Source organism: Shewanella sp. LC6, from assembly GCF_006385735.2.
In the GTDB taxonomy this organism is placed as follows: domain Bacteria; phylum Pseudomonadota; class Gammaproteobacteria; order Enterobacterales; family Shewanellaceae; genus Shewanella; species Shewanella xiamenensis.
The window spans coordinates 3,037,692-3,061,528 of the sequence record NZ_CP043902.1 but is presented as its reverse complement, the minus strand read 5'-3'; the positions used below and the strand labels follow the sequence as shown (position 1 = coordinate 3,061,528).

The following is a 23,837-nucleotide window of genomic DNA, read 5'->3' as shown; positions in this document are numbered from 1 at the left end:
TTTTAACCCCAGTATATCCCTTAGTCTAATGGGGGAATAATGCGTGGCAGGTCATAATCAACCTCGGAAGGAAGGGGAGAGTTTCATCTGTGTTGACACGGATGAGTGTCATGATGGGAGGCCTTATGACAGATGTTGGACAACAATTACATCAGACATCTATTGCGAACAAACAGGCATTTTGGCAACAAGCAGCCAAGGCCTTAGATTGGGTTACGCCAAGCAAACAAATATTAGATGAAAGCGAGGCACCATTTTACCATTGGTTTAGCGATGGTGAGTTAAACACGTGTTATAACGCCATAGACCGACATGTGTTAGCGGGACGTGGTGAGCAGATTGCGATTCATTACGTTAGCCCGGTAACCGAAACCGAATACAGTATTACCTATCACGAACTGCAGGCTCAGGTAGCAAGGCTTGCAGGGTATTTGCGTACTATAGGGGTGACAAAGGGTGATCGGGTGGTTATTTACATGCCGATGGTACCCGAAACGGCCTATGCCATGCTTGCCTGCGCGCGCATTGGCGCCATTCATTCGGTGGTATTTGGTGGCTTTGCGGCCAATGAACTTGCCACCCGTATCAATGATGCCAAACCTAAGTTGGTAATGTCTGCCTCCTGCGGGATTGAACCTTCAGGGGTGGTGCCCTATAAGCCCTTACTAGATAAAGCATTAAATGAAGCGGTGCACAAGGTTGAGCATTGCTTGATTTTAAACCGCCCTCAATATGAAGCGCAGATGCAAACTGGTCGAGACGCCGATTGGCAGACCGCGCTTAAAGGATGCGAAAGCGTTGACTGCGTCACGGTAAATGCTACCGATCCTTTATATGTGCTCTATACCTCTGGCACTACAGGCCAACCTAAAGGGGTGGTGCGTGACAATGGCGGTCATGCGGTCGCATTAGCTTGGTCGATGGCCAATATTTATGATATTCATCAAGGCGATGTGTTTTGGGCGGCATCGGATGTGGGTTGGGTTGTTGGTCATTCCTATATTGTTTATGGTCCGTTACTCGTGGGGGCGACCACGCTGTTATATGAAGGCAAACCCGTTGGTACACCCGACCCCGGCGCCTTTTGGCGTACGATTGCCAAGTATCAAGTCAAAAGCTTTTTCACCGCGCCCACGGCGATTCGCGCTATTAAGCGTGAAGATCCCGACGGCGAATTTATTCAAGGTGTTGATTTAAGCTGCTTGAAGAATGTCTTTTTAGCTGGGGAGCGCTGCGATCCCGACACCCTGCATTGGGCTGAAGACAAGTTGCATAAGCCGGTTATTGATCATTGGTGGCAAACTGAAACAGGTTGGCCAGTAGCCGCAAATCTAATGGGGGTGGCGCCGATTGCCGTTAAAGCCGGCTCACCGGGGCGACCCGTGCCTGGATACGAAGTTGATGTCGTCGATGAGCTAGGGGTTAAAGTGGCGGCGAATGTCTCTGGCAATGTGGTGATAAAATTACCCTTGCCACCGGGCACGCTCACAACGCTCTGGCAAAATAATAAACGTTATCAGGATAGTTACTTATCCATGTACCCAGGCTATTACCTTACGGGTGATGCGGGCTACATGGATGAAGAGGGTTATCTCTACATTATGAGCCGCATCGATGACATTATTAACGTTGCGGGTCATCGTCTCTCTACTGGGCGGTTTGAAGAGGTGCTGTGCCAGCATCCCGATGTGGCCGAAGCCGCAGTGATTGGTGTTGATGACAAATTAAAGGGCCAAGTGCCATTAGGCTTAGTGGTACTTAAAAAGGGCGTGACTATTACGGATGAGGAGCTGCATAAGCAGTTAATTGCCCTCGTTCGCCAAGAAATTGGTCCCGTTGCGTCCTTTAGGTTGGTGAGCGCGATTCAAAAGCTGCCGAAAACCCGCTTGGGTAAAATCCTGCGCGGCACTATGCGTAAAATTGCTGATAATCAGCAATATACGGCGCCAGCGACCATTGAAGATCCGCAGACCCTCGATTTAGTCCGCACGACCTTAACCCGCATGGGCTATGCCGATGCTTTAGTGGGCTAGAGTGAGCGGCTCAAGTTAACGACTTAAAAAGTTAAGATCGTCAAACAAAAGAGCAAGCGATAGTCTTTTTAGATTATCGCTTTCTTATTTAGATTTAGACGAATGCTTAGATCACTTGCCCTTATTCGTCACATTTTGGTAGTCTAGCCAGCATTCTTAATAGAGCTTTGCGTCGACAGTGCACTATTAAGGCGCCGGATCTTAAGCGGTACTGCGGACATTCATTATCCTTATTGCTTTTGACCCATTAACATTTCACAACGGCTTAGGGACGACCCTAAATACGCCGATATCAATTTGGGGACGACCCCGTATGGGAGTTCTCTATGAGCTGGTTACTGTTAATTCTTGCTGGACTTTTTGAAATTGGTTGGGCCATCGGACTCAAATACACCGATGGTTTTACTCGCTTGTGGCCGAGTGTGTTTACTTTGCTCTCCATGGCGTTCAGTGTGTTGCTACTGGGCCTCGCCGTTAAGCAATTGCCGATAGGCACGGCTTATGGGGTGTGGGTTGGCATAGGTGCCATGGGCACGGCAATTGCGGGCATTATTCTCTTAGGCGAGGGAGTGAGCTTGCTGAAAATCGCCAGCTTAATCCTCATTTTGCTTGGCGTACTCGGCTTAAAACTCGCTCATTAATCAATTTACTTCCCCAAGGAAGAACTTGCCCAAGATGTATACGATTGGTAAAGATGTTTATGAGATTTGGGAATATTCTCCTGAAAAAACAACACATCTTGATTTGCAATCGAGTTTGCCAATCGTATGCATCGTCTCTTCTCTCTGGTAATTAAGTTACAAAGGCCGATATAATTACTGCTCCAAATTGGTTATTTCTAACCTCTGTGACCCGTGGGAATTATATAATGCAAAACCACAGCAATCTTAATGACATTGGCGTGATAGGCCTTGGCGTAATGGGTAAAAACCTTGCGCTAAACATCGCCGACAATCAATATCGCGTCAGTGCCTTCGATCTCGATCCTGTTAAAGTCAACGGGGTTTTACAACAAGAAAAACAAGAACGTGTAGGACAGGATCTGCGTATTACAGGCTGTGCTAATCTTTCAGAAATGTTAGCCAGCCTCACTCATCCCCGTATTCTCGTGCTATCTGTCCCTGCGGGTGCACCTGTGGATGGGGTATGTCATGCCCTGATTTCTGCTGGTATCGAAGCGGACGACATCGTAATCGATACGGGCAATAGTCTTTGGACTGACACCGTTGAACGCGAAAAGCGTTATCAAGGCAAATTTATCTTCTTCAGCTCAGCCGTTTCGGGCGGTGAGGTTGGTGCCCGTTTTGGGCCTTCATTAATGCCAAGTGGCGATCTTGGTGCATGGCAACATGTTGCGCCGATTTGGAAGGCTATTGCCGCTAAGGTTGACCCTAAAACGGGGCTGCCGATTGAGCGTTTTGAGCCGGGAAATCCGGTGACCGAAGGCGAACCTTGCACGACCTATATTGGGCCTGCGGGTGCTGGGCATTATGTGAAAATGGTGCATAACGGCATTGAATACGCCGATATGCAACTGATTTGCGAAGCCTATCAGTTAATGCACGATGGCTTAGGCATGAGCGCAGCACAGGTAGGTGAGGTGTTTGAACGCTGGAATAAGGGCAGTTTAAACAGTTATCTGATGGGGATCAGCGCCGAGGTGCTCAAACAGGCGGATCCGCTAACGGGTAAACCGTTAGTTGAGATGATCCTCGATAAAGCAGGGCAGAAGGGCACTGGACTTTGGACTGCGGTCAGCAGTTTACAAATAGGTTGTCCGGCTCCCACTATTGCCGAAGCGGTTTATGCGCGCGCGGTGAGCACCCAAAAATCCCTTCGTGTTGAGCTCAGTAAAAAGCTTGCGGGCCCCTTATCTCCTGCGATGGATGAAAACCAAAAAGCCGTCTTAATCGATGCCTTAGAGAGTGCGCTCTATTGCGCTAAGGTCTGTTGCTACGCTCAAGGTTTCCAACTGATGGCGATGACGGCGCAGGAGCAAAAATGGCAACTCGATTTTGCTGAGATCGCGAAAATCTGGCGTGCGGGTTGTATTATTCGTGCCACCTTCTTGCAATCGATAACCCAAGCTTATCAAGCGGATGCTGACTTAAGTTGTTTGTTAATGGCAGACACCTTTGCAACTACCTTATCAGAAAAACAAACAGCGTGGCGCAGTGCTGTGGCGGCGGCGGTTATGCAAGGGATCCCTGTGCCTTGCATTAGCTCGGCACTGGCCTATTACGACAGTTATCGCAGTGAGACCTTGCCAGCTAATTTGCTCCAAGGACAACGGGACTTTTTTGGTGCCCATACTTTTGAGCGTTTAGATAAGCCAGCCGGTGAGAAATACCATTTAGATTGGAGTGCCACAAACAGAGTTTTAATTAAACTCTAGATAGAATAATTTGAATAGCCCCTAGAAATAGGGGCTTTTTTATTGGTCGTATCTGTTTAATAACTCAAACTTGTTTTATAAATGTTAATAACCTGACGCTTTAACCGTTTGCCATTCTATATTTTGGGACGGTTTAATTTTGCTGTTTTAATATTTTTAAAGAATTTGAAGATTCAAAATGTAAAAATTTATGTAATTTAAACGGTTTGTTGTCTTGTAATTTTAAAAAACATATAAATTTATCATGTTTTTGTTTTCAATATGTTTTTTGATGTCTTATTTATTATCAGTCTTTATCTGTTCTTAATTTCATCTGCTGCTAAAATAATCGAATAAACCTATTCAGTCTTTCATTCTGTTTATATTTGTTTTCATAATTATTTCCTTTGTGTTAAATCTTTGCTTCCCATTTGATGCTTGTATTTTATAAGAGTTCATAGGGTATAACTAAAATAACAGAACTTAATGCGGAATAATGTTAATCAACATTATCACGCCAAATTAAGTTGTAATAAGTAATGAGAAGAAGGAATGTCTATTATGCGTATGTCCATTGTTGCATTAAGCATCACGGCGGCCTTATTGGCTGGCTGTGGGAGCGATGATAAGAAGACTCCGGCACCTGTGCCTAAAGTGAATACTGCCCCGACCACAGCGGATATGACTGTTGATGTGTCACAGTCGATTCTTTTTACTGGAAAACTTGAGGGGACGGATGTCGAAGGTGGTTTAACTTATTCTTTAGTGGACCCTGCTGATCTCAAACTCGGCACCTTTACGCTAGTCAATAAAAGCACGGGTGAATTTACCTATGCATCTGATGCCAATGAAGGGACAGAGGTGGTTCGGTTCAAAGTCTCCGATGGCCAATTACAGGCTGAAGCCAATCTGACAATCAATATTAAGCATGGCGATCCACTCTTTACCTACCAATGGCATTTAAAAAATACTGGGCAGAATGCTTTTGCGGCTAACCGCGGTGTTGCCGGTGAAGATATGAATGTGAGCGGTGCAATTTCAGATAATGCTATGGGACAAGGTGTGATTGTCGCGGTGGTCGATAGCGGCTTAGAAATTGCTCACCCAGATCTAACAAATAACACTGTAAATGGTGGTTCATACAATTTAATTACAGGTACTGTTGATCCAACACCTTTCTCTGGGTCTGCTACAGCAGCTCATGGTACAGCAGTAGGAGGGATTATTGCTGCAGAAGGTTGGAACGGTATTGGTGGTCGCGGTGTGGCACCTAAGGCAAAATTAATTGGCTTTAACTTTTTAGATGAAGATCCAACGGGTAAAGTGACAAACGTACAAACATTTGAAAACTTTGCTAAATCCCACGGTGCCAGTGCCTATAGCGATAGTGCACGCGTTTTTAACCAAAGCTATGGTTACAGCGTGCCATTCCCTCATGGGTTTGATGAGGATGAAACCGAAGTTTATCAAGATATTGCAACGCAAAGCTTCGATGGCAAAGGCAGTATTTTCGTTAAGTCCGCGGGTAATGGGTATGACTACTATCGTTTCCGTACTTTCTGGTTACCGGGAGATTACTTCACGGCAACGACGGAAAATCCCGCTAACCACGGCTTACCTTTCCATAATTCCAACATGTCCTCTGACAATGCTAACGTTTATAACTTAGTTGTTAGTGCAATTAATGCTAAGGGTAAACTTTCTAGCTATTCATCCGTGGGCTCGAATATTTTTGTCACAGCACCTGGTGGTGAGTATGGTGATAATGATCCTGCGATTGTTACAACCGACTTTATGGGATGTGTGAAGGGCTCTGCAATCGCAGAAGATAGACCAAGCACGCCATTCCACGGTGGTTTAAACCCGTTAAACCCCAATTGTGATTACACATCGACAATGAATGGTACCTCGTCTGCGGCACCTAACACTTCGGGAGCTGTCGCTGTCATTATGAGTGCTAATCCAGATCTCACTTGGCGTGATATTCGCTATATTTTGGCGAAGACAGCTACCAAAGTTGATGCGGATATTGCGCCTAAAACCGTGACCATTGGTGAGGGTGAAGGTGCGCCAGTGTATGCGGCTATCCCTAGTTGGTTACAAAACGCGGCGGGTTTTTCATTCCATAACCTCTATGGTTTTGGTCGAGTGAATTTAACTGAAGCCGTTAAGCTCGCCAAATCCTATGCACAGGACTTAGGCGACTATGTCGTAACCGAGTGGCAAGCAAGCGCAGCGCTCACCAAAGCGATTCCCGATGCTGATATTAATGGCGTGACGGATACCCAAGTAGTCGCTGACGATTTAGTGATTGAAGCCGTGCAAATTGAGCTGACTGCCGATCACCTGCGTCTACCTGATTTAGCGGTAGAGCTGATTTCGCCTGCAGGTACTAAGAGTGTGTTGATGACACCTTATAACGGTTTAGTTTACCAAGGGGTGATGGATAAGAATGATCCGGATGATCTTGTTAAAGGCTATGATGCAACACCTATGTTATCAAATGCCTTCTATGGCGAATCATCAAAAGGTGAATGGACAATCAAGCTAATTGATGTGAATAGCGGTAGCTATCGATTTGTTAAATACGATCAAGGCTATATCTCAATCCCTAACGAAGCCGATGGCAAACTGAAAGGTTGGTCAATTCGTTTCCATGGCCATGCCGCCAAGTCTGCATCTTAAGGAGTAACCAATGAAAGCGTTAAATTTATCATTAGTAGCTGTTGCACTTTCACTGTCAGTTCAAGCAATGGCACATGACAAGATCGAACTCACTGAACCTCAAGCTGAGTCTAAAGGTGTTCAAGTGAGCCGTGCCGAGTTTCTCGGTTTAGATACACCCTACTTTGTTAAAACTGAGACTGGGATTAAACAGGCTAAGCAATTGGTTAAAGGGCAGAAAGTAGTGACTCAATCGGGTAAACCCTTTGCCGAAATGACCGGAAAGTTAGTGGTTAAACTAAAACCAGGTGTATCAGCCGATGATTTTGCTAAGACTCACGGTTTAAAAGTTGATTGGCAGAATGACAATAACTTATTGCTGCTGGCCGCCGAAGAAGGTACTGATTTAATTGGCTTAATTCAAGCGGTTAAAGCCTCGCCTGAAGTGGAGCGTGCTAAGTTAGATCGCGCACTCGCCAAGCAAGAAATTCAGTAAGCCATTTAGCGAAGTTAAAAGGTGAATAAAGGGCCGCAAGGCCCTTTATTATGAGTTAATTATTAATATGAGCCTATTAATATCAGAGGCTTTATCGTAAAACGACCAATAATATAACCGCTTAGCGCTAAACTATCTGGTTCACCATGGGTTTAGAGATTACAATCTGCTTCTATGCCTTGGGGCCGTGCTTCACTCGGCTTTAGCGCATGATTAACATGGACCATGTTTGCATTATTCCATGTACTTTTCCATACGAGTGGTTGCATTGTTCAGCCCGAAGGTCTCACCAACTCAAGTCTCAATATGAACTACTGGAATAGCGATAACTTTGAAGGATTAAAGTCGATAGGGACTCAGTATTCGGCTCTGAAGGGGTATGAACTTTTTGGCCAATATTGCCTGCAAAAAGAGCAAGGACTAAAGAAGCAAGCGATTGCGACGGTGAACACATTTGTGTCGCACTGCAAGAGCCAATCCTTGACTAAACAAAGGCAAATAGCTGAAGAACTATCATCCTTAGGTTATTGGCAGCGTGAAACACACCAGTTACTCGCTTACCCCCTCACCGTATTGCTCAAAAATGTGCTGGCCCAATGGGCGGTAGATGAGCCCAATAATCCCATTCCCCACAAATGGTTAGGCTATATTGGTGAGGATATCGCCTCCTATGAAAGGGCGCTGACGCTCGAGCCGGCCGATGAAATTTGCCTCACTCAAGTCGCGTTGTCCCATTTAAGCAGTGTCGATTTTCAGACTCACCATCTATCTGAATCTGTGTTGCTGGGGGATATATCGCGGGCAAAAGATTCGTTAGCGTCAGCACACACATTAATCGAGCGATTACAAACGCAGGAGAGTAAATCAAGGCTGCAAAACAGGCATGATTATTACCAGTCAATGATAAATTGCTGGGAGGAGTATTCCACTCATACTGTGGCTGAGTCGTTTCCGGATTGGTGCGCCGCTAAAGGCGAGCAGTTTGATTTTTGGTCAATTATTTATTATCGGCGCTGAGTTAATTGCTAGTTGGATTGCATGACTGAGTAATATGTGAAGCAAATTGCGTCATCGCGGCTGCAAATTACGCGATAAAACAACAATAGGCTTTTACTGAATAAGCATGATGAAAAGCGCATCAGAGTGTCACGCGCATTTATTTAAGTGCTCCTTTAGGCTGAACTGTTAGCTTCTATCAAGGCAGCCAGCCTTCAAAATATGACTGATTAACGAATGTCATATTCAGATTACATATACAGATTACATATACAGATAGTGTGATATCAAAAGAGGTCAATTATCAGCTTGGCTTAACGGCTAGTTGCACTAAATTGTCCCATAGCGCCTGTGCCACAGGGCCTAGTGGTGAGTGGGGCGGCCGCATCACATAGTAATCGAGTTGGATCAGGTTTTGTCTTTCTTGTAGTTCAAGCTGTTGTAAGCTTCCTTCTGCGATGGCTTCTTCGACCATATAATGGGGAAGTTTTCCCCATCCCATCCCTCCTTGAATAAGCATTTTCTTCGTATAAAAATCATTCACATACCAACGGCGCTGCCCAGCTTGCACCCCAAATTCGATATTGGCGGTGCCAGTGCCAGTATCTTGGATCACAATTTGGTACTCGTTCACCAATTGCCTTACATGACTTAGATTGGGATAACGGCTCAGTAAACGGGGGGAAGCAACATCCAATAAACTCCCTGAAAATAAATAACCAAGCTCATAATGGCTTGAGCGAAGCAGCTCAATACCGCCAGCTGAAATCGCAATATCGGCTTTGCCTTGATTTAGGGCTTCGAGTGCCCCAGTTAAATACTCTTGTTTAAGAATAATTTGTGTATGTGGAAACTCATTTTGTGTGCGCTCTAACATCGGCAAGATTCGAGCAAGATTAAAGGAGGCCTCAAAGGCTAAGGTGATACTGGCCTCGTTACCTTTGGCTAAATGCTTGGCCACTTGGCGCATTTCCTGCGCTTCATTCAGTACGCGCTGGGCGTATTGCAATAGCTTTCGTCCCTCTTGGGTCAGTGCTAACCGATAACCTTGGCGGTCGAACAACACTACATCTAGCTGGGATTCCAATTGTTTAATGCTCTGACTGATCGCAGGCTGGGTCTTATGGAGTTTGTCACTGGCGGCCTTTAGCGAGCCAGCGAGGGCGACGGTATTGAACATCAGCAGCTGTTCTAAGGTCATGGCAATACTCTTAAACAGATAAAGAATTATTTTAAAAGATGTTAGATATTATTCCATATTTATTTATTTTTTGTGGGCGCATAATCTCGCCATATGACAGTAGTGAGCACAAAATACGAGCCCACTACTTTGCGTTTAGAGTACTGTTTAACCTGAACTCGGGATAACGAGTGTCGAAAAATCTAAATTTAACAAACAAAATCAATGCTATAAATGATTTCTTTGAAAAGAGGAATCTTTTTTCTGACTGAATGCGCAGATTTTTGCGCATATCAAGGCGCTCTGTCGTATGCCATAGCGAGCTATGGTTAGACAGAGCAACGCAGAGAGGCCCGAAAAGATGCCTATTCAGCGGCTCTACTTATCCCGAGCTCAGGTTGTTTAGCAAGAGTTTATACGGAATTAGGTCTAAAAGTGATGAGCAATGAGGTCGTTATGTCTATCAATCAATTATGTTTTGCCAAAAGTGAAAACAAAACCGCGGCTGAGGCTGACCCTCAAAAACTCTTTGTCTGTGCCAATACCTTAAATCGTGCGGCGGCTTTGGTAACGCTCGCCATGAGCATAGTGTTTTTATTCTCGGGCATGGGTAAGTTACTCAGCGTGCCGTTTTTCCATGCGCCCTTTAGCGTGATGAATTTACCAACGGGTTTTGGCTACTTTATCGGTGTGATTGAAGTGCTGGGCGCCATTGGTATTGGCTGGCGTGAATCTCGAGTCCTGTCGGCAACAGCATTACTGTCGGTGATGATGGGAGCCATTTATTACCACTTTAATTTTGAAGCTACCCTTAACGCGCTACCCGCATTGTTATTATCTGCCTTGCTTTTTTTAATCATCAAGTTAGATGAAACCGTCGATAGATTAGTGCGTTTTCAACGTCAGCTGGTGGACATAAAAGCGGTTTTCTGATTTTGGCCGCCGCGCAGACAAGTTTCAATTTACAAGTGACAACTCACTGTTTAATCAAGAGACATTTACTATGACGTACGCGAACTCGGCTCAAATGCCAGTGCTGTTTGTTCCCCATGGTGGCGGGCCTTTACCATTACTCAATGATGCAAATCATCGGGAATTACGGTCATATTTATCCAAGGTGGCAGAGACTATTCCCACGCCCAAGGCGATTGTTTTAGTTACCGCCCACTGGGAAGAGGCGCAGGTGACAGTGTCGAGCCATTCTCATCCTGGTATGCTGTTCGATTACTATGGTTTTCCCCCTGAGGCTTATACGCTTTCTTATCCTGCACCCGGTGAGCCGCAGCTTGCCGAAACCATTGCCAGTTTACTTAAGGCAAGCGGCATTGAGGTACGGTTGGATAATCAACGTGCCTTCGATCACGGCACCTTTGTGCCACTTAAGTTGATGTATCCTGAGGCCAACATTCCTGTGGTGCAAATGTCCTTAGTGCAGCATCTAGACTCGAGTGCCCATATTGCTATCGGTGAAGCATTGGCATCATTACGTACCCAAGGGGTGCTGATTGTGGGGTCTGGCATGTCGTTTCACAATATGCGCGCGTTTTTCTCCGGCGATCCTAAGGTGTTGCCTCGCAGCCAAGCGTTTGATACTTGGTTAACCGATGTAGTGACATCAGGCGATAACCACGCCAAGGCACAATTAATCGATTGGCAATCGGCGCCAGAGGCGCGTTTTAGTCACCCAAGGGAAGAGCATTTAATTCCTTTACATGTGTGTTTTGGGGCGGCGCATTTACAGACGCCAAAAGCCACGCATCAATTTAGTGGCGTGTTATTTAACACGGCAATCTCGGCTTATCTCTGGTCTTAATTTGTCCCTAAAAGCAAAAGGTTCATCATGTTGTGCGTTTGGCGCATCATGACGAACCTTTTTGTACTTTAACCTAGCTAATTGGTGGCTGGCTCTTACTCAGTAATGGGGACAACTCTGAGATGTTGGTATTCCAGCTTAAGCGGTAAACACCAGTCCCACACTGAATAGGGTACTGAAAATCATAGTAAGTTTTGCTGTGCGTCCCAATAGTGGATTAAGCGCCTCACCCGATACAGCATAGAAATCGCTACTGAGTTTACGGGCGATAAGCAGAGATAAACCCGCCAACAATACCGGTAATCCAGGCAGAATGCCCAGTAAGAATCCCGCGATCACTAAACCAAAGGGTAAGTAAATTAAGGCTTGATACAAGACTTTGGCCTGTGCCTCGCCAATCCTCACGGCTAGGGTATGTTTGCCCGCTTGGGTGTCGGTGCGAATATCGCGGGTGTTGTTAACTAACATAATGGCGGCGTTAAATAAGCCAATCGCACAGCCAAGTAGCCACGCATTCAAATTAGTATCACCTGCCTGCAAATAATAACTGCCGACCACAGCCACTAAGCCAAAAAACACAAAGGCGGCAACTTCGCCTAGCCCGTGTGAGGCTAAAGGATAAGGTCCGCCGCTGTAGCCGAGGGCGCCTAAAATCGCCGCCGCCGCTAAAATCGCTATTGGCCAACCACCGTGCCAAATCAAATAGGAACCTACTGTTAACGCGAGTAATAAGCAGAAGATCATCGCATTACGTACTTTATAGGCTGGGATCATCCCGCTTTGCGTCACGCGAACTGGGCCAATACGTTCGGCAGTATCGATACCATTTTTAAAATCAAAATAGTCATTGGCGAGGTTGACAGCGATCTGCAATAAAATCGCGCACAACATCGATGTCACGGCAATTAACCAACTGAAACGCTCAAGGTGCAGCGCCAGAATATTACCAATTAACAGGGGACCGATTGCCGCGGGTAAGGTGCGAGGTCTGATGGCTAAAATCCAAGGATTCATGATGTCTAGTCGTTATCTAAAAAGGAATGAGTAGTGAACAGCGCCATAGCATAACAAGAAATTACCCTAAAGTGAGTACTATCTAATACACGCATGTAATAGAGTTTGAATTGGCGCACAGATGTTTCGCGGTTAGGGAAAAGATTTGCCGCCAATGTCAAAGAAAATCCACATTGTCTGTGCTTTTATAGTTTATGCCGTTTACCCGTATGTCATTGGTAAAGCCAGTAACTTAACGCTGATAGAGCTTTGAGTGTAAGGCAAGTCATCGGGCTTAGCTGCCGGAGAATGAGCACGTCACCTTTATGTCAATGATAAGGATTCGATAGGATGCGTTTCGATAACCAAGTGGCGTTGATCACCGGAGCTGGCGCTGGGCTTGGGAGAGCCTATGCCATTATGTTGGCAGAGCGGGGCGCCAAAGTGGTGCTTGTCGACCAACCTAAGGTGTCCTCTAAACGCCCAAAACACCCAGATGCTGACTATAGCAATGATGAATTGCGCCAAACCCATGAGACGATTTTAAAACTCGGGGCCGAGTGCCTTTGCTTTGAGGTGGATGTCAGTCAACAGATGGATGTTAAGACTATGGTGAATAGCTTGCTTCAATGTTGGCAGGGCGTGGATATATTAATCAATAATGCCGGTGTTTATGGTGCTCGTCCTTTTGAGCATATTCAACAAGCTGAGTGGCAGCGGCAGTTTGACGTTGATGTTAATGGCAGTTTTTATCTGACTCAAGCAATATGGCCAGCGATGAAAGCACAGGGTTATGGCCGCATTTTGATGACAACGGGGGTTTCGGCACTCTTTGGTGATTTACACCAAGTCGCATTCAGTGCCGCCAAGATGGCTTTAGTGGGAATAGTAAACAGCCTATCGATAGAGGGCGAGCAATATAACATTTATATCAATAGCTTATGCCCTCAGGCATTAACGGCTATGACTCGAAAGCATTTAGCTCCTGCGATTCAACCGCTATTTTGCTTTGATACGCTGACTGCGACCGTGGCGTTTTTAGTGAGTCCAAAGGCCCCTAATGGTCAGCATTTATTGGCGGGCGCTGGCAGTGTCAGCCACGGCAGATTCGCTGAGTTTCAGTCTATCTACTTTAGTGAGGGACAATGTACGCCCGATAAACTCGTGAAATATTGGTCAGAACTTCACAATGCCTTTCCGGTTAATTTACATTCCTGTGGTGAGGATAAAGTGTTGGCTTGGTCAAAGCAGAGCGCTCTTGAGCATCATATAAAAATTGAGTAGTTCGGCGTGCGTTTTGTTAAATCGTTAACAAACACCATGCCAAGTGACTCCCTACTGGTCAGCCCTAGTCGAACTGGGTTACCCTTGGGTATTCATTGCTAATTTTCCGTAGGATCCCATGAGTCAGGTATTAGACGATCTCTTATCATTATTATCCCTTGAGCAAATCGAAATCGGGCTGTTTCGCGGTCAAAGTCAAGACCTAGGATTTGGGCATGTGTTTGGTGGGCAAGTCATGGGACAGGCCTTGAGCGCGGCTAAGCAAACCGTACTAGCAGAGCGGCAAGTGCATTCGCTCCACTCTTATTTTTTACGCGCAGGCGATGAGAAGTTACCCATAGTGTATGAAGTTGAAAATATGCGCGATGGAGGCAGCTTTAGTGCTAGGCGGGTGAGTGCAATACAAAAGGGACGGCCGATTTTTCATATGACCTGTTCCTTCCAAGAACCCGAGGTGGGTTTTGAACATCAAGCACAGATGCCGCAGGTGCCTGGCCCTGAAGGTTTATTAAATCAAAATGAGTTGGCTATGACCTTAAGGGATAAAGTCCCTGCAAGGATCCTTGAAAAGTTTATGGAAGACGCGCCAATTGAGATGCGCTTAGTCAACCCTCTGCATCCCTTCGCACCTAAAGAAACTGAGCCATATCGCTATGTGTGGTTAAGGGCGAATGGTGCAATGCCAACAGATAGTCATATCCATGAATATTTACTAGCCTATGCTTCCGACTTTAATTTTTTAGTCACGGCGGCTCAGCCCCATGGCGTGTCGTTTTTAACCCCGGGCATCCGCATGGCAACCATAGATCATGCGATGTGGTTCCACCGACCCATTAATATGGGAGAATGGTTGCTCTATAGTATCGATAGCCCAAATGCCAGTGGTGGGCGTGGGTATGTCCGAGGACAATTTTTTAATCAGCAGGGCGAGCTTGTCGCATCGACGACCCAAGAGGGGCTGATCCGTATGGTAAAAGGAAGCTAATATGTTACTGAAATTAAAAATATTTATTCTATTCTGTTTAAGCTCATTGACGATGACTGGTTGCGTAACGGTACAACCTGAACCTCCCATTATCATCAATGGTGCGGCGGGTTATTTAGAGAAAATTATCTTGCCACAAGGCAGTGAAATTACTATTGCCATTATCGATTTGAATACTCCGGGGGCCATTATTGCTCAAAAAAGCTTTAATATCGCCCGAGCACCTGTGCCATTTAAGTTCTTATTACCCGCGCAATCAATCGATAAACGTATTAATTATGGCGTAGTGGCTATGATCAAGTACCAGGACAAGGTGATTTTCCAGACCTATGATCGTTTCCCTGTGATTAATAATGGTAAATACACCACTGAAGTATTGATGAAGGCGGTGATGATTAATCAGTAAAGCATGTGTTATTTTAAAAAGCCCTTTTCGTAAGGGCTTTTTGTTTGGTAAATCGCGATTATTTTTTATTTCCTATCTCGAGCTTAATATCATTCATCTTGTTTGGTGTAGGGGTATTCGGTAACGTTGATGGCATAATGCGATTATTTATTGCGTTTATCATATGTAATTTTTAGCTATTTGAAATTATTTCATCTATAAATTTAAGTTGTTTTCTTATCTTTTAATCAGAATGCGTAACCGTTAATTCTCTCTTGATTCTCTATGCTACTTAATGGCGATAGATAACTTGTCTTTTATTTTTAAGTAGTTGCTAAAATTCCTTTTGTTTAAGTAAACAGTTTACCATTCGCTTATGTTTTAAAAATCGATTTTTTATTGAGTATGGCATGCTTATTAACTGTTTTTATGGGTAATTGTTCCGTTAATAAGGTGTTTCAATATGTATCACTCCGTGTTAAAACGCTGAGCTGAAGTTCTATTGGTAACAGAAATTTAATCGATTCCTGTACTGAATAAATATTAAAAATTGAACTTTATAGAAATAAATCGATATAGCGAAGGAAGCGACAATGAAAACAAAAATTGCACTAGCAGTGTCTATGGCACTGTTGTCATCTGCAGCAAATGCACAGACAGTATTATCTCCAACGGGTGAAACAATACAGTTAGATATTCCAGCCGAATTATCAAATGACTCAACTCGAGGCAGATTAACCGCAGTTAATAACCAAGATGTAAAATTTATTCCTGAACCAGAATTTGCCGAAGGTGAGCATACTTATATTGTTCGCTTACGTGACAGTGCTGTCGCGAATTATCAAGGGGAGATTCCTGGCTTCAAAGCAACTAGCCCACAACATATACAGTCGACCTCACAGGCAAAAGGCACAGGAAAGACTGGCAATGTTAAACTTAACGCCGCGGCTCCTGAGGTGAAAAACTACGTTAGTTTCCTTAAGGTTAAGCAAGAGCGCTTTTTGACGAGTGCCAGCGCAGCGATTGGTACACCGCTAGAGCCATTAACCACCTACCAATATGCACTCAATGGTATCGCTGTGCGTATGACGCAGGCGCAAGCGATAAAAATGGCTGAACTACCAGAGGTGATTTATATCGAACGTGAGCGTATTGAGCAGCTTGAGACCGATGTGAGTCAGGCACTGATCGGCTCCCCAAAGGTGTGGGACGGTAGTGCTACTGGTACCAAGGCAATGGGTGAGGGCGTGGTTGTGGCGATCATCGACTCAGGGATTAACTCTGATCATGCCTCGTTTGCCGATATTGGCGGGGATGGTTATGACCATACAAACCCCTTAGGCCAAGGGATTTATATTGGTGATTGTAAAACCGATTTTGCCAGCATGTGTAACGATAAGCTGATTGGTGTGCGTAGTTACCCCGAAATCACCGATATCTATGACGACGAAAAGATTTTTGGTGCGACGCCTCCCGCTAAAAATGGTGAAGACTACGGTGGTCATGGCTCGCATGTGGCCAGCACCGCGGCAGGGAATATCTTGCTTGATGTGCCTTATGTTGATGGAGAGGTTGGTAAGCTAGAAGGTGATGGTATCGCAACTGGCTTAAAGTTTGCGCAAATCTCTGGTGTGGCTCCCCATGCAAACATTATTGCATATCAAATCTGTAGACCTGGGGATGCGGGTGACAAGTATTCAGGTTGCCCGACTGTACCGATTCTGAAAGCCATAGATGATGCGATTAAAGATGGCGTGGATGTGATTAACTTCTCCATCAGTGGTGGCGGTAATCCATGGAATAGCGCCACTGAGCAGGGGTTTTTAGCGGCGCGTAATGCGGGCATTTTTGCTGCAGTCGCTGCTGGGAATACTCGTCCAGCAACCGCAACCAGTGCCGCAATCACCCAGTCACCTTATTCGACTCCCAAAAATGCCCCATGGTATACCTCGGTGGCTAACTCGACTCACAATCGTGAAGTGGTACATGAGCTGGAATTTAATGGTAAGACATTTGAATTCACCCCTGGCTCTGGCCCTGTGCAAACCGAAGTGGTTAAAGGACTTCCAGTGTTTGCTGGCTCTGTCGATGCGACCAATGTGGAAGGTTGTAAAGTCTTCCCCGCCGATGCCTTTAAAGACAAAATAGCGGTCATTAAACGGGGAACATGCGATTTTGCGACTAAAGTATCGGGTGCGTTAACTGCGGGTGCTAAAGCGGTGATCGTGTATAACCGTGATGGTGAAGGTAATGCGCGTTTTACCATGTCAGCATTAGAGAAATTAAATGTACCTGCGGTATTTATTGGTAACACCGATGGCGTAGCCTTAATCGAGGCCATGGCCGCCAATCCTGCTGTAGAGTTAACTTTAACCCCGACACCGCAAGCGATTAGCCGTGAGGCCGATGTGTTATCGGCTGGCTCACTGATTGGCCCAAATGCGACCAATGATGTGATTGTGCCTTCGGTGGCCGCGCCTGGTTCGGATATTTACGCTGCTTATTCTGATCAACAATTTGGTCACGATAAATCGGGCACAAATCCTGCCGACTTTACCCTCATGTCGGGCACTTCAATGGCAAGTCCCCATGTTGCGGGTGCTGGCGCACTGTTAAAGTCGCTGCATAAAGATTGGACGCCGGACAATATCCGCTCCGCATTAATGCTGACTGCAACGACCGCTCAGGCGATGAAAAAAGCCGATGCTAAAACCGTTGCCGATCCGTTTGACGTGGGCGCTGGCCGAATTCGCGTGGATTTAGCCGCTAAAGCCGGTTTAGTGATGGATGAAAGCGCACTGAACTATGAAATTGCAAATCCCTTATTGAACGGCGATCCTCGTAAGCTCAACGTGCCTAGTATGGCTGATTCTCGTTGTGTGAATACCTGTACTTGGACCCGTACCGTAACCGCAACCCAAGATGGTAGCTGGACGGCGAAGGGCCAAGCGGTGACTGATAAGCTGGCACTAACGGTATCGCCTGAAAGCTTTACCCTGAAAAAAGGTGCGAGCCAAACCATTACTGTCACCGCCGATGTAACGCAAGTGGGCGCAGATTGGGGCTTTGGCAACTTAGTGCTCGAGTCAGCTAACTACCCTACGGCGACTATGCCGATTGCGGCTAAGATTGGTAAGCGTAACCTGCCAAACTTGGTGAGCATTCAAGCGACTCGTAATGCGGATGAGATCACTCTTGAAGGCTTAAAGGCGGTGGATTTTGCTAGCGTTGGCGCCGAAGTGACAGGCCTCAAGCTAAGCCAAATCATGGAGTCAAGCGTGAAGCAAGACTCGAATAATGCTTCATATACAGATGATCTTGAAGATGGCGTCAAAGTGTTTAAGTTTGACGTTAATGAAAATGCACTGTATTTCCGAACCTCAATTAGCTACACCACATCGCCCGATCTTGATATGTATGTGCTACTCGATAAAAACGATGGCAGCAAACTTGCGCGAGCGGGCTCATCAGCCAGAGATGGTTCACAGGAAAGTGTCTTACTCAATAATCCGGTTAAGGGCACTTATTACGTCATTGTACAAAACTATACTGCTTCAACAGCCACGGCTGATGATGTGTTTGGTTTAAAACAATTGACCCTCTATGACACGGCTGAGGATAACCTCACTGCGACGCTTTCTGGCGATACCAATGACTTTGACGTTAAGCTGACGTGGAAGGATGCGCTCAAAGTCGGTGACGATGGTTTAGCTATGCTGACCTTCACCACTGGCGATGACAAAGTGGCACCAGTGAAGCTCCCCGTCGTCTTTGAACGTGTCGGTGATGATGTGCTGTCGCCTCTGGGCAATACGCTGAGCGGTCAGTTAACACCGGGCGTGGCTAAGATGATGAAAACCCGTATCGAAGCCAATAAAACCCAAGTAACACGTGTTTATAACTTAGAAGCTATGCTGCCTGAAGGCCATGAAGTGGCTAACATCAGCCATGACGGTAAGCAAGATGGCAATAAGATCACTTGGACGATCGAGATGCCATCGGGCGCTGAAGCGAAAGACATCAGTTTTGAGCTGGTTCCACGTAAGGCAGGTGTTGATAATGAGTTAAGCCTGTCGAACAAGGTCAATAACGCGTCGTCAGAAACCTTGACTCAGAGCTATCAGTTTGATGTTGCGGAAGTGGCGCCTGTGGCTAAGGTTGAAGCGCCAACCGCAGTCCAAGAAGGTAAGCCGCTGTTTATCGATGCCAGTAAATCATCGGATGCGAATAATGATCCGCTGACCTACAAGTGGACTCAGTTAGGTGGCGCAAGCTTTAATTTTGACCCCGCAGCGGCCAAATTAAACTTAGTGGCGCCAAGTGTGAATGGCGCGGCACAAACCGTATCATTCCAACTGACGGTATCCGATAACCACGGCAATAGCGATTCGAGCTTAGTATCTGTCTCTATTACCGATACTCCGCCGAAGAAGGATGACGGTGGTGCTTTAGGCTGGTTAAGTTTATTACTGCTGCCATTTGCCTTTGGTCGCCGTAAACTGCGCTAAGTGGTTCGAGCTGAAACCGGTTAACCTTAGCATGTTTAAGGGTTAACCTTGATGAGGGCCGAGATTATCGGCCCTTTTTTATTGCCCGTTTATTATCGATTTTTCATTAAAAATTCCACAAAGGCGCGGTCGGCTTGGCTGACGGGGCGCTGTTTTTTCCACGCAATATGCAGATTTAAAAACACTGGCGGATCAAAGGGTTTCGCGAGGATGTCATCCTTAGGACTGATAGCCATTTCGAGTACGCTAGTGATACCAAATCCCTGTGACACAATTTGTTTGATCAAGTTAATCAGATTGGTCTCAAAGGCAATATTGGGCTTTTTACCCAAGTCTTTTGCCTGAGAGAGGATCCACTCGCGGTGAAAATAGCCGGTTTTGAACATTACCAGTTCATGGTCAAAGAAGTCGTTTAAGCTCACGGCAGAATGCTCGGCAAGTGGATGCTCGGCGCCCATGGCTATCACCATCTGCTCACGGATCAGTAATTGGCTATCAAAATCACTCTGCAGATCTTGGGCAGTAATGATAGCAATATCCACTTCTTCCTGTTGTAACATCCGCAGTGCGTCACGGGTACCGCCTTCGAACAGTGACAGCTTTAACTCGGGATATTGATGACGAAACGCCATAAGGCGTGAGGGCAGATAGAAGGAGCCCAGCATACCCGGCACCGCAATCCGAACTTCCCCCAAAGTGAGATTCGCCATGGCACGGATTTGTGCTTCCGCCTGCTTGATTTGTTTTAGGATCAACGTGGCATGTTGATGCAGCACTAAGCCTTCGGCGGTGAGCGCGAGGTGCTTGTCATTCTTATTACTGGTGCGATTAATCAGTGTCACTCCAAGTGACTGCTCAAGCCGTTTAATACTTTGACTCAGGGCAGGCTGCGCCATATTGAGCTTCTTGGCCGCGGCGGTAAAACTGCCAGTATTTGCAAGTGCATCTAAGTGTTTAAGTTGGCGTATATCCATGGTGTGAGCCTTTTGCTTGTGATGCACGCTTACGCGCGACAATTTGCGATAACCATGTCAGTTATAAAAATTTGCCATAACAAAAATCAATAATGTCGATATAAATTATCTATTATTGTTATGTTATGCCCAGTGCTAACCTTTGTCTATTCTTAGAGTGAGGCGTTATCGAGGCTAAAAGTGCAAGCCGTGTTAGACACTATTATCGACAATAAACAACGTGATACCCGACTGATGTGGGCACTGTGTGTGGCTTCCGTGGTGGTATATATCAATCTGTATTTGATGCAGGGCATGTTACCGCTGATCGCTGAGCATTTTGCCGTATCGGGATCGCAGGCTACGCTCATTCTCTCTGTGACCAGTTTTTCATTGGCATTTTCCCTATTAATTTATGCGGTTGTGTCCGACAGAATTGGCCGGCATACGCCGATTGTGGTGAGTCTTTGGTTATTGGCATTGTCGAACCTGCTGCTGATTTGGGCTGGGGACTTTAATGCGCTTGTGTATGTGCGTTTTTTACAAGGCGTATTGCTCGCTGCGGTGCCTGCCATTGCCATGGCTTATTTTAAGGAGCAACTCTCGCCAAGCACTATGCTCAAAGCCGCGGGCATTTACATTATGGCCAATAGTATCGGCGGGATTGTTGGGCGTCTGCTGGGCGGGTTGATGTCGCAGTTTTTATCTTGGCAGGAGTCCATGTGGCTGCTGTTTTTAGTGACCCTAGCAGGTGTTGCCTTGACCAGTTTTTTATTGCCATCTGGCGCGGATGCTAAGGCGATATCTGGCGGGCAAACCTCGGCGCCTTCAGTCTCAAAACGGGCTCGGTTACTTCAAGATTTTTACGGCTTTAGTCACCATCTAACCGATCCACAAATGCGGTTAGCCTATGCCATCGGTGGGATCACTTTTATGATGATGGTGAATCAATTTAGCTTTATTCAACTGCATTTGATGGCCTCGCCCTACGAGTGGAGCCGCTTTCAAGCGACCTTGATTTTTTTGTGTTACTCCAGTGGTACTGTGGCCTCCTATTTTACCGCTAAGTGGCTGGCAAAATTTGGTCAGCACAAGTTATATCAATGGTCTTGGTGTTTGATGCTGTTGGGCAGTTTATTGACCCTGTTTGATACCACCGCCACCATTTGCATGGGCTTTTTGATGACGGCATGTGGATTCTTCTTAACCCACAGTTGTTGCAACTCTTTTGTGGCGATGCGCGCAAGCCGCGATCGCGCCAAGGCCACTTCGCTGTATCTGTGTTGCTATTACTTAGGCGCCGCTTTGGGCGGACCTTACTTGATGTTATTTTGGCATAAAGCCGAATGGCAAGGGGTGGTGATGGGGTCGTTAACGCTGCTTGCGTTAATTGCATTGTCAATCAGTCGTCTGCGTTATCACCAAACGAAGATGAGCCCAATTGCGGCATAAGCTGCTTTAGTGCTTGACCTAAATACCCATAGATGACTATAAAAGCAAAGGCCAACAATTCAGTGTTGGCCTTTGCTTTTGCAATTAATAAGGTAAAACACCCCCATGACCCAAGCTAAGTTTGTTGAAGGTTCAATTCTTCGCCATATTCTCGTGATGAGTTCAACCGCTGCGGTGGGGATTTCTGCGTTATTTGTAGTCGATTTACTGGATATATTTTTCTTAAGCTTATTGGGCGAACATGAATTAGCCGCGGCTGTAGGTTATGCGGGCAGTATTTCATTTTTTACCACATCAATTGGCATAGGTCTCTCCATTGCGCTCGGGGCCTTGGTGTCTCGCTCTATCGGCGCTAAGGATATCGAATTAGCGAAACGCCTATTACTTAACAGTGCGGTGGTGACCACGATCATTAGTGTGTTGGTCAGCATTGTGGTCACGACTTTTATTCCTGAGTTAGTCACGCTTGTGGGGGCCAGCGGTCATACTGCCGAGCTTGCAGAGAGTTATCTGTATATTTTGGTGCCGTCGCTGCCGTTCATCTGTCTCGCAATGGCCCTTGGCGGTGCGCTGCGTGCCGTGGGAGATGCAAAACTTTCGATGATGTCGACCTTAGCGGGGGGCGGCGTGAATGCTGTGCTGGATCCTATTTTTATTTTCCTGTTTGCGATGGGGATTGAAGGGGCTGCACTGGCATCTGTATTGGCTCGTATTGCGGTATTTATCATCGCGGGTCGGGGTGTTGTGGTCAAACATCAACTCCTTGGCAGGTTTAATCTTCACTATTTTAAAGCCGATCTTAAACCGATTTTCGCCATTGCAGGACCAGCCATACTGACCAACATTGCCACACCAATTGGTAATGCGTTTGTGACCCGGGCAATTGCGGATTTTGGTGATGCTTATGTTGCGGGTTGGGCGGTACTCGGCAGGTTAGTGCCTGTCACTTTTGGGATGATTTTTGCCTTATCCGGCGCTATTGGGCCTATTGTTGGGCAAAACTTTGGAGCAGGACGATTCGATCGGGTGCGCGAAAGTTTAACGAAGGCGATTCAATTTTGTACCTTGTATGTGGTGGTGATGTCGTTACTTTTGTTTTTACTTAAAGCGCAGATCGTCAGTTTGTTTGATATGAAGGGCGATAGTGCGGCACTTATTGAATTTTTCTGCAGCTATATTGCGGTGTTTTTTATCTTCTCTGGGATTTTATTTGTCGCAAACGCCTCCTTTAATAATTTGGGTAAGGCCAAATATTCCACCTTATTTAATGTGGGCAAGGCGACTTTAGGCACTGTTCCCTTTGTGTATATGGGCGCGCAGTGGGGCGGGGTTTATGGGGTACTTATCGGCCAAGTAATAGGCTCAATTCTTTTTGGTGTTTTAGGGGTTTGGGTTGCCTATCGTTTAGTTGATAAGGTCGCGTTGACATCGACCGGACATGGTGTTGCTGGCTTAGCAGCCGATGTGGACGAATTGATGACGAATGAGGTGGCACAGAATCTACCGAGTGCAACTAGCCCTCTTTCATCCTCCTGCGCGCAGATGGCACAATTGACGGAAGAGCAAGAAATGGAGCCTGTTATACCCTTTATTGAGCAACAGGATAATGCTAAGCGTTAATGTATGTAGTGACTAGGGCGTGTTGATGTTTCGAGATTAGATTTTGTTCGTTCTGGCAAGCACGTGCTCGCGAAACGAGGAATGATGTATAGTTATTCTAC

General features: G+C 46.0%; 17 protein-coding genes. 14 read left to right on the top strand and 3 right to left on the bottom strand.

Annotated features, from left to right (window positions below):
• The first annotated feature begins 125 nt into the window (after window positions 1–125).
• The 6 genes from FJD32_RS13760 (at window position 126) to FJD32_RS13735 (ending at window position 8,584) form a co-directional block, all read left to right on the top strand.
• Window positions 126–2,033: a propionyl-CoA synthetase gene (locus FJD32_RS13760; protein WP_088586956.1), complete on the top strand. Its 1,908-nt coding sequence runs from the start codon at window positions 126–128 to the stop codon at window positions 2,031–2,033.
• 326 nt (window positions 2,034–2,359) lie between these two features.
• Complete coding sequence (gene sugE / locus FJD32_RS13755; protein ID WP_037425659.1) at window positions 2,360–2,674, top strand: quaternary ammonium compound efflux SMR transporter SugE; 315 nt, start codon at window positions 2,360–2,362, stop codon at window positions 2,672–2,674.
• 227 nt (window positions 2,675–2,901) lie between these two features.
• Window positions 2,902–4,428, top strand: a complete 1,527-nt coding sequence (gene gndA, locus FJD32_RS13750; protein WP_088585740.1) for an NADP-dependent phosphogluconate dehydrogenase — start codon at window positions 2,902–2,904, stop codon at window positions 4,426–4,428.
• A gap of 540 nt (window positions 4,429–4,968) precedes the next feature.
• Window positions 4,969–7,092, top strand: coding sequence for a S8 family serine peptidase (locus tag FJD32_RS13745; protein ID WP_088585739.1), 2,124 nt, complete (start codon window positions 4,969–4,971; stop codon window positions 7,090–7,092).
• A gap of 10 nt (window positions 7,093–7,102) precedes the next feature.
• Window positions 7,103–7,567: a hypothetical protein gene (locus FJD32_RS13740; protein WP_037425650.1), complete on the top strand. Its 465-nt coding sequence runs from the start codon at window positions 7,103–7,105 to the stop codon at window positions 7,565–7,567.
• 306 nt (window positions 7,568–7,873) lie between these two features.
• Entirely contained in the window at window positions 7,874–8,584 is a 711-nt protein-coding gene (locus tag FJD32_RS13735) for a hypothetical protein (protein ID WP_088586955.1), read from the top strand.
• A 283-nt stretch (window positions 8,585–8,867) separates the two neighbouring features.
• On the opposite strand, the gene FJD32_RS13730 is transcribed toward FJD32_RS13735, so the two are convergent.
• Entirely contained in the window at window positions 8,868–9,764 is an 897-nt protein-coding gene (locus tag FJD32_RS13730; RefSeq protein WP_088585738.1) for a LysR family transcriptional regulator, read from the bottom strand.
• Between the two features lie 435 nt (window positions 9,765–10,199).
• Between FJD32_RS13730 and FJD32_RS13725 the strand changes: the two genes are divergently transcribed.
• On the top strand, window positions 10,200–10,676 hold the full coding sequence (locus tag FJD32_RS13725) for a DoxX family protein (protein ID WP_088585737.1): 477 nt from the start codon (window positions 10,200–10,202) through the stop codon (window positions 10,674–10,676).
• 70 nt (window positions 10,677–10,746) lie between these two features.
• The gene (locus FJD32_RS13720) at window positions 10,747–11,556 is read left to right on the top strand and encodes a class III extradiol ring-cleavage dioxygenase (protein ID WP_088585736.1); all 810 of its coding nucleotides are present in this window, start codon (window positions 10,747–10,749) and stop codon (window positions 11,554–11,556) included.
• Between the two features lie 138 nt (window positions 11,557–11,694).
• Here the strand turns inward: FJD32_RS13720 and FJD32_RS13715 are convergent, their stop codons facing one another.
• Complete coding sequence (locus FJD32_RS13715) at window positions 11,695–12,570, bottom strand: 1,4-dihydroxy-2-naphthoate polyprenyltransferase (RefSeq protein WP_037425645.1); 876 nt, start codon at window positions 12,568–12,570, stop codon at window positions 11,695–11,697.
• Between the two features lie 330 nt (window positions 12,571–12,900).
• Here FJD32_RS13715 and FJD32_RS13710 point away from each other — a divergent pair, with 330 nt between their 5' ends.
• From FJD32_RS13710 to FJD32_RS13695, 4 genes are all read left to right on the top strand, one after another.
• Window positions 12,901–13,833 carry an SDR family NAD(P)-dependent oxidoreductase gene (locus FJD32_RS13710; RefSeq protein ID WP_088585735.1) on the top strand — a complete coding sequence of 311 codons (933 nt, stop codon included), beginning with the start codon at window positions 12,901–12,903 and terminating at the stop codon, window positions 13,831–13,833.
• Window positions 13,834–13,951: 118 nt separating this feature from the next.
• Window positions 13,952–14,818 (top strand): acyl-CoA thioesterase II, encoded by an 867-nt coding sequence (gene tesB, locus FJD32_RS13705; RefSeq protein WP_088585734.1) that lies wholly within the window; start codon window positions 13,952–13,954, stop codon window positions 14,816–14,818.
• A 1-nt stretch (window position 14,819) separates the two neighbouring features.
• Window positions 14,820–15,224 (top strand): YbaY family lipoprotein, encoded by a 405-nt coding sequence (locus FJD32_RS13700; protein ID WP_047537248.1) that lies wholly within the window; start codon window positions 14,820–14,822, stop codon window positions 15,222–15,224.
• Window positions 15,225–15,796: 572 nt separating this feature from the next.
• Window positions 15,797–19,711: a S8 family serine peptidase gene (locus FJD32_RS13695; RefSeq protein WP_088585733.1), complete on the top strand. Its 3,915-nt coding sequence runs from the start codon at window positions 15,797–15,799 to the stop codon at window positions 19,709–19,711.
• A gap of 92 nt (window positions 19,712–19,803) precedes the next feature.
• Here the strand turns inward: FJD32_RS13695 and FJD32_RS13690 are convergent, their stop codons facing one another.
• Window positions 19,804–20,685 (bottom strand): LysR family transcriptional regulator, encoded by an 882-nt coding sequence (locus FJD32_RS13690; protein ID WP_088585732.1) that lies wholly within the window; start codon window positions 20,683–20,685, stop codon window positions 19,804–19,806.
• 180 nt (window positions 20,686–20,865) lie between these two features.
• On the opposite strand from FJD32_RS13690, the gene FJD32_RS13685 reads away from it, so the two are divergent.
• Complete coding sequence (locus FJD32_RS13685; protein ID WP_088585731.1) at window positions 20,866–22,116, top strand: MFS transporter; 1,251 nt, start codon at window positions 20,866–20,868, stop codon at window positions 22,114–22,116.
• Window positions 22,117–22,221: 105 nt separating this feature from the next.
• Window positions 22,222–23,736 (top strand): MATE family efflux transporter, encoded by a 1,515-nt coding sequence (locus tag FJD32_RS13680; RefSeq protein ID WP_069454763.1) that lies wholly within the window; start codon window positions 22,222–22,224, stop codon window positions 23,734–23,736.
• Window positions 23,737–23,837: the final 101 nt, after the last annotated feature.

What these genes read in the sequence shown, in the direction of transcription:
- FJD32_RS13695 (WP_088585733.1), top strand. Translation starts at nt 15,797, where the DNA reads ATGAAAACAAAAATTGCACTAGCAGTGTCTATGGCACTGTTGTCATCT.
- FJD32_RS13690 (WP_088585732.1), bottom strand. Translation starts at nt 20,685, where the DNA reads ATGGATATACGCCAACTTAAACACTTAGATGCACTTGCAAATACTGGC.
- FJD32_RS13745 (WP_088585739.1), top strand. Translation starts at nt 4,969, where the DNA reads ATGCGTATGTCCATTGTTGCATTAAGCATCACGGCGGCCTTATTGGCT.
- FJD32_RS13725 (WP_088585737.1), top strand. Translation starts at nt 10,200, where the DNA reads ATGTCTATCAATCAATTATGTTTTGCCAAAAGTGAAAACAAAACCGCG.
- FJD32_RS13715 (WP_037425645.1), bottom strand. Translation starts at nt 12,570, where the DNA reads ATGAATCCTTGGATTTTAGCCATCAGACCTCGCACCTTACCCGCGGCA.
- FJD32_RS13710 (WP_088585735.1), top strand. Translation starts at nt 12,901, where the DNA reads ATGCGTTTCGATAACCAAGTGGCGTTGATCACCGGAGCTGGCGCTGGG.
- sugE (WP_037425659.1), top strand. Translation starts at nt 2,360, where the DNA reads ATGAGCTGGTTACTGTTAATTCTTGCTGGACTTTTTGAAATTGGTTGG.
- FJD32_RS13730 (WP_088585738.1), bottom strand. Translation starts at nt 9,764, where the DNA reads ATGACCTTAGAACAGCTGCTGATGTTCAATACCGTCGCCCTCGCTGGC.
- FJD32_RS13740 (WP_037425650.1), top strand. Translation starts at nt 7,103, where the DNA reads ATGAAAGCGTTAAATTTATCATTAGTAGCTGTTGCACTTTCACTGTCA.
- FJD32_RS13720 (WP_088585736.1), top strand. Translation starts at nt 10,747, where the DNA reads ATGACGTACGCGAACTCGGCTCAAATGCCAGTGCTGTTTGTTCCCCAT.
- FJD32_RS13700 (WP_047537248.1), top strand. Translation starts at nt 14,820, where the DNA reads ATGTTACTGAAATTAAAAATATTTATTCTATTCTGTTTAAGCTCATTG.
- gndA (WP_088585740.1), top strand. Translation starts at nt 2,902, where the DNA reads ATGCAAAACCACAGCAATCTTAATGACATTGGCGTGATAGGCCTTGGC.
- FJD32_RS13680 (WP_069454763.1), top strand. Translation starts at nt 22,222, where the DNA reads ATGACCCAAGCTAAGTTTGTTGAAGGTTCAATTCTTCGCCATATTCTC.
- FJD32_RS13760 (WP_088586956.1), top strand. Translation starts at nt 126, where the DNA reads ATGACAGATGTTGGACAACAATTACATCAGACATCTATTGCGAACAAA.
- tesB (WP_088585734.1), top strand. Translation starts at nt 13,952, where the DNA reads ATGAGTCAGGTATTAGACGATCTCTTATCATTATTATCCCTTGAGCAA.
- FJD32_RS13735 (WP_088586955.1), top strand. Translation starts at nt 7,874, where the DNA reads ATGAACTACTGGAATAGCGATAACTTTGAAGGATTAAAGTCGATAGGG.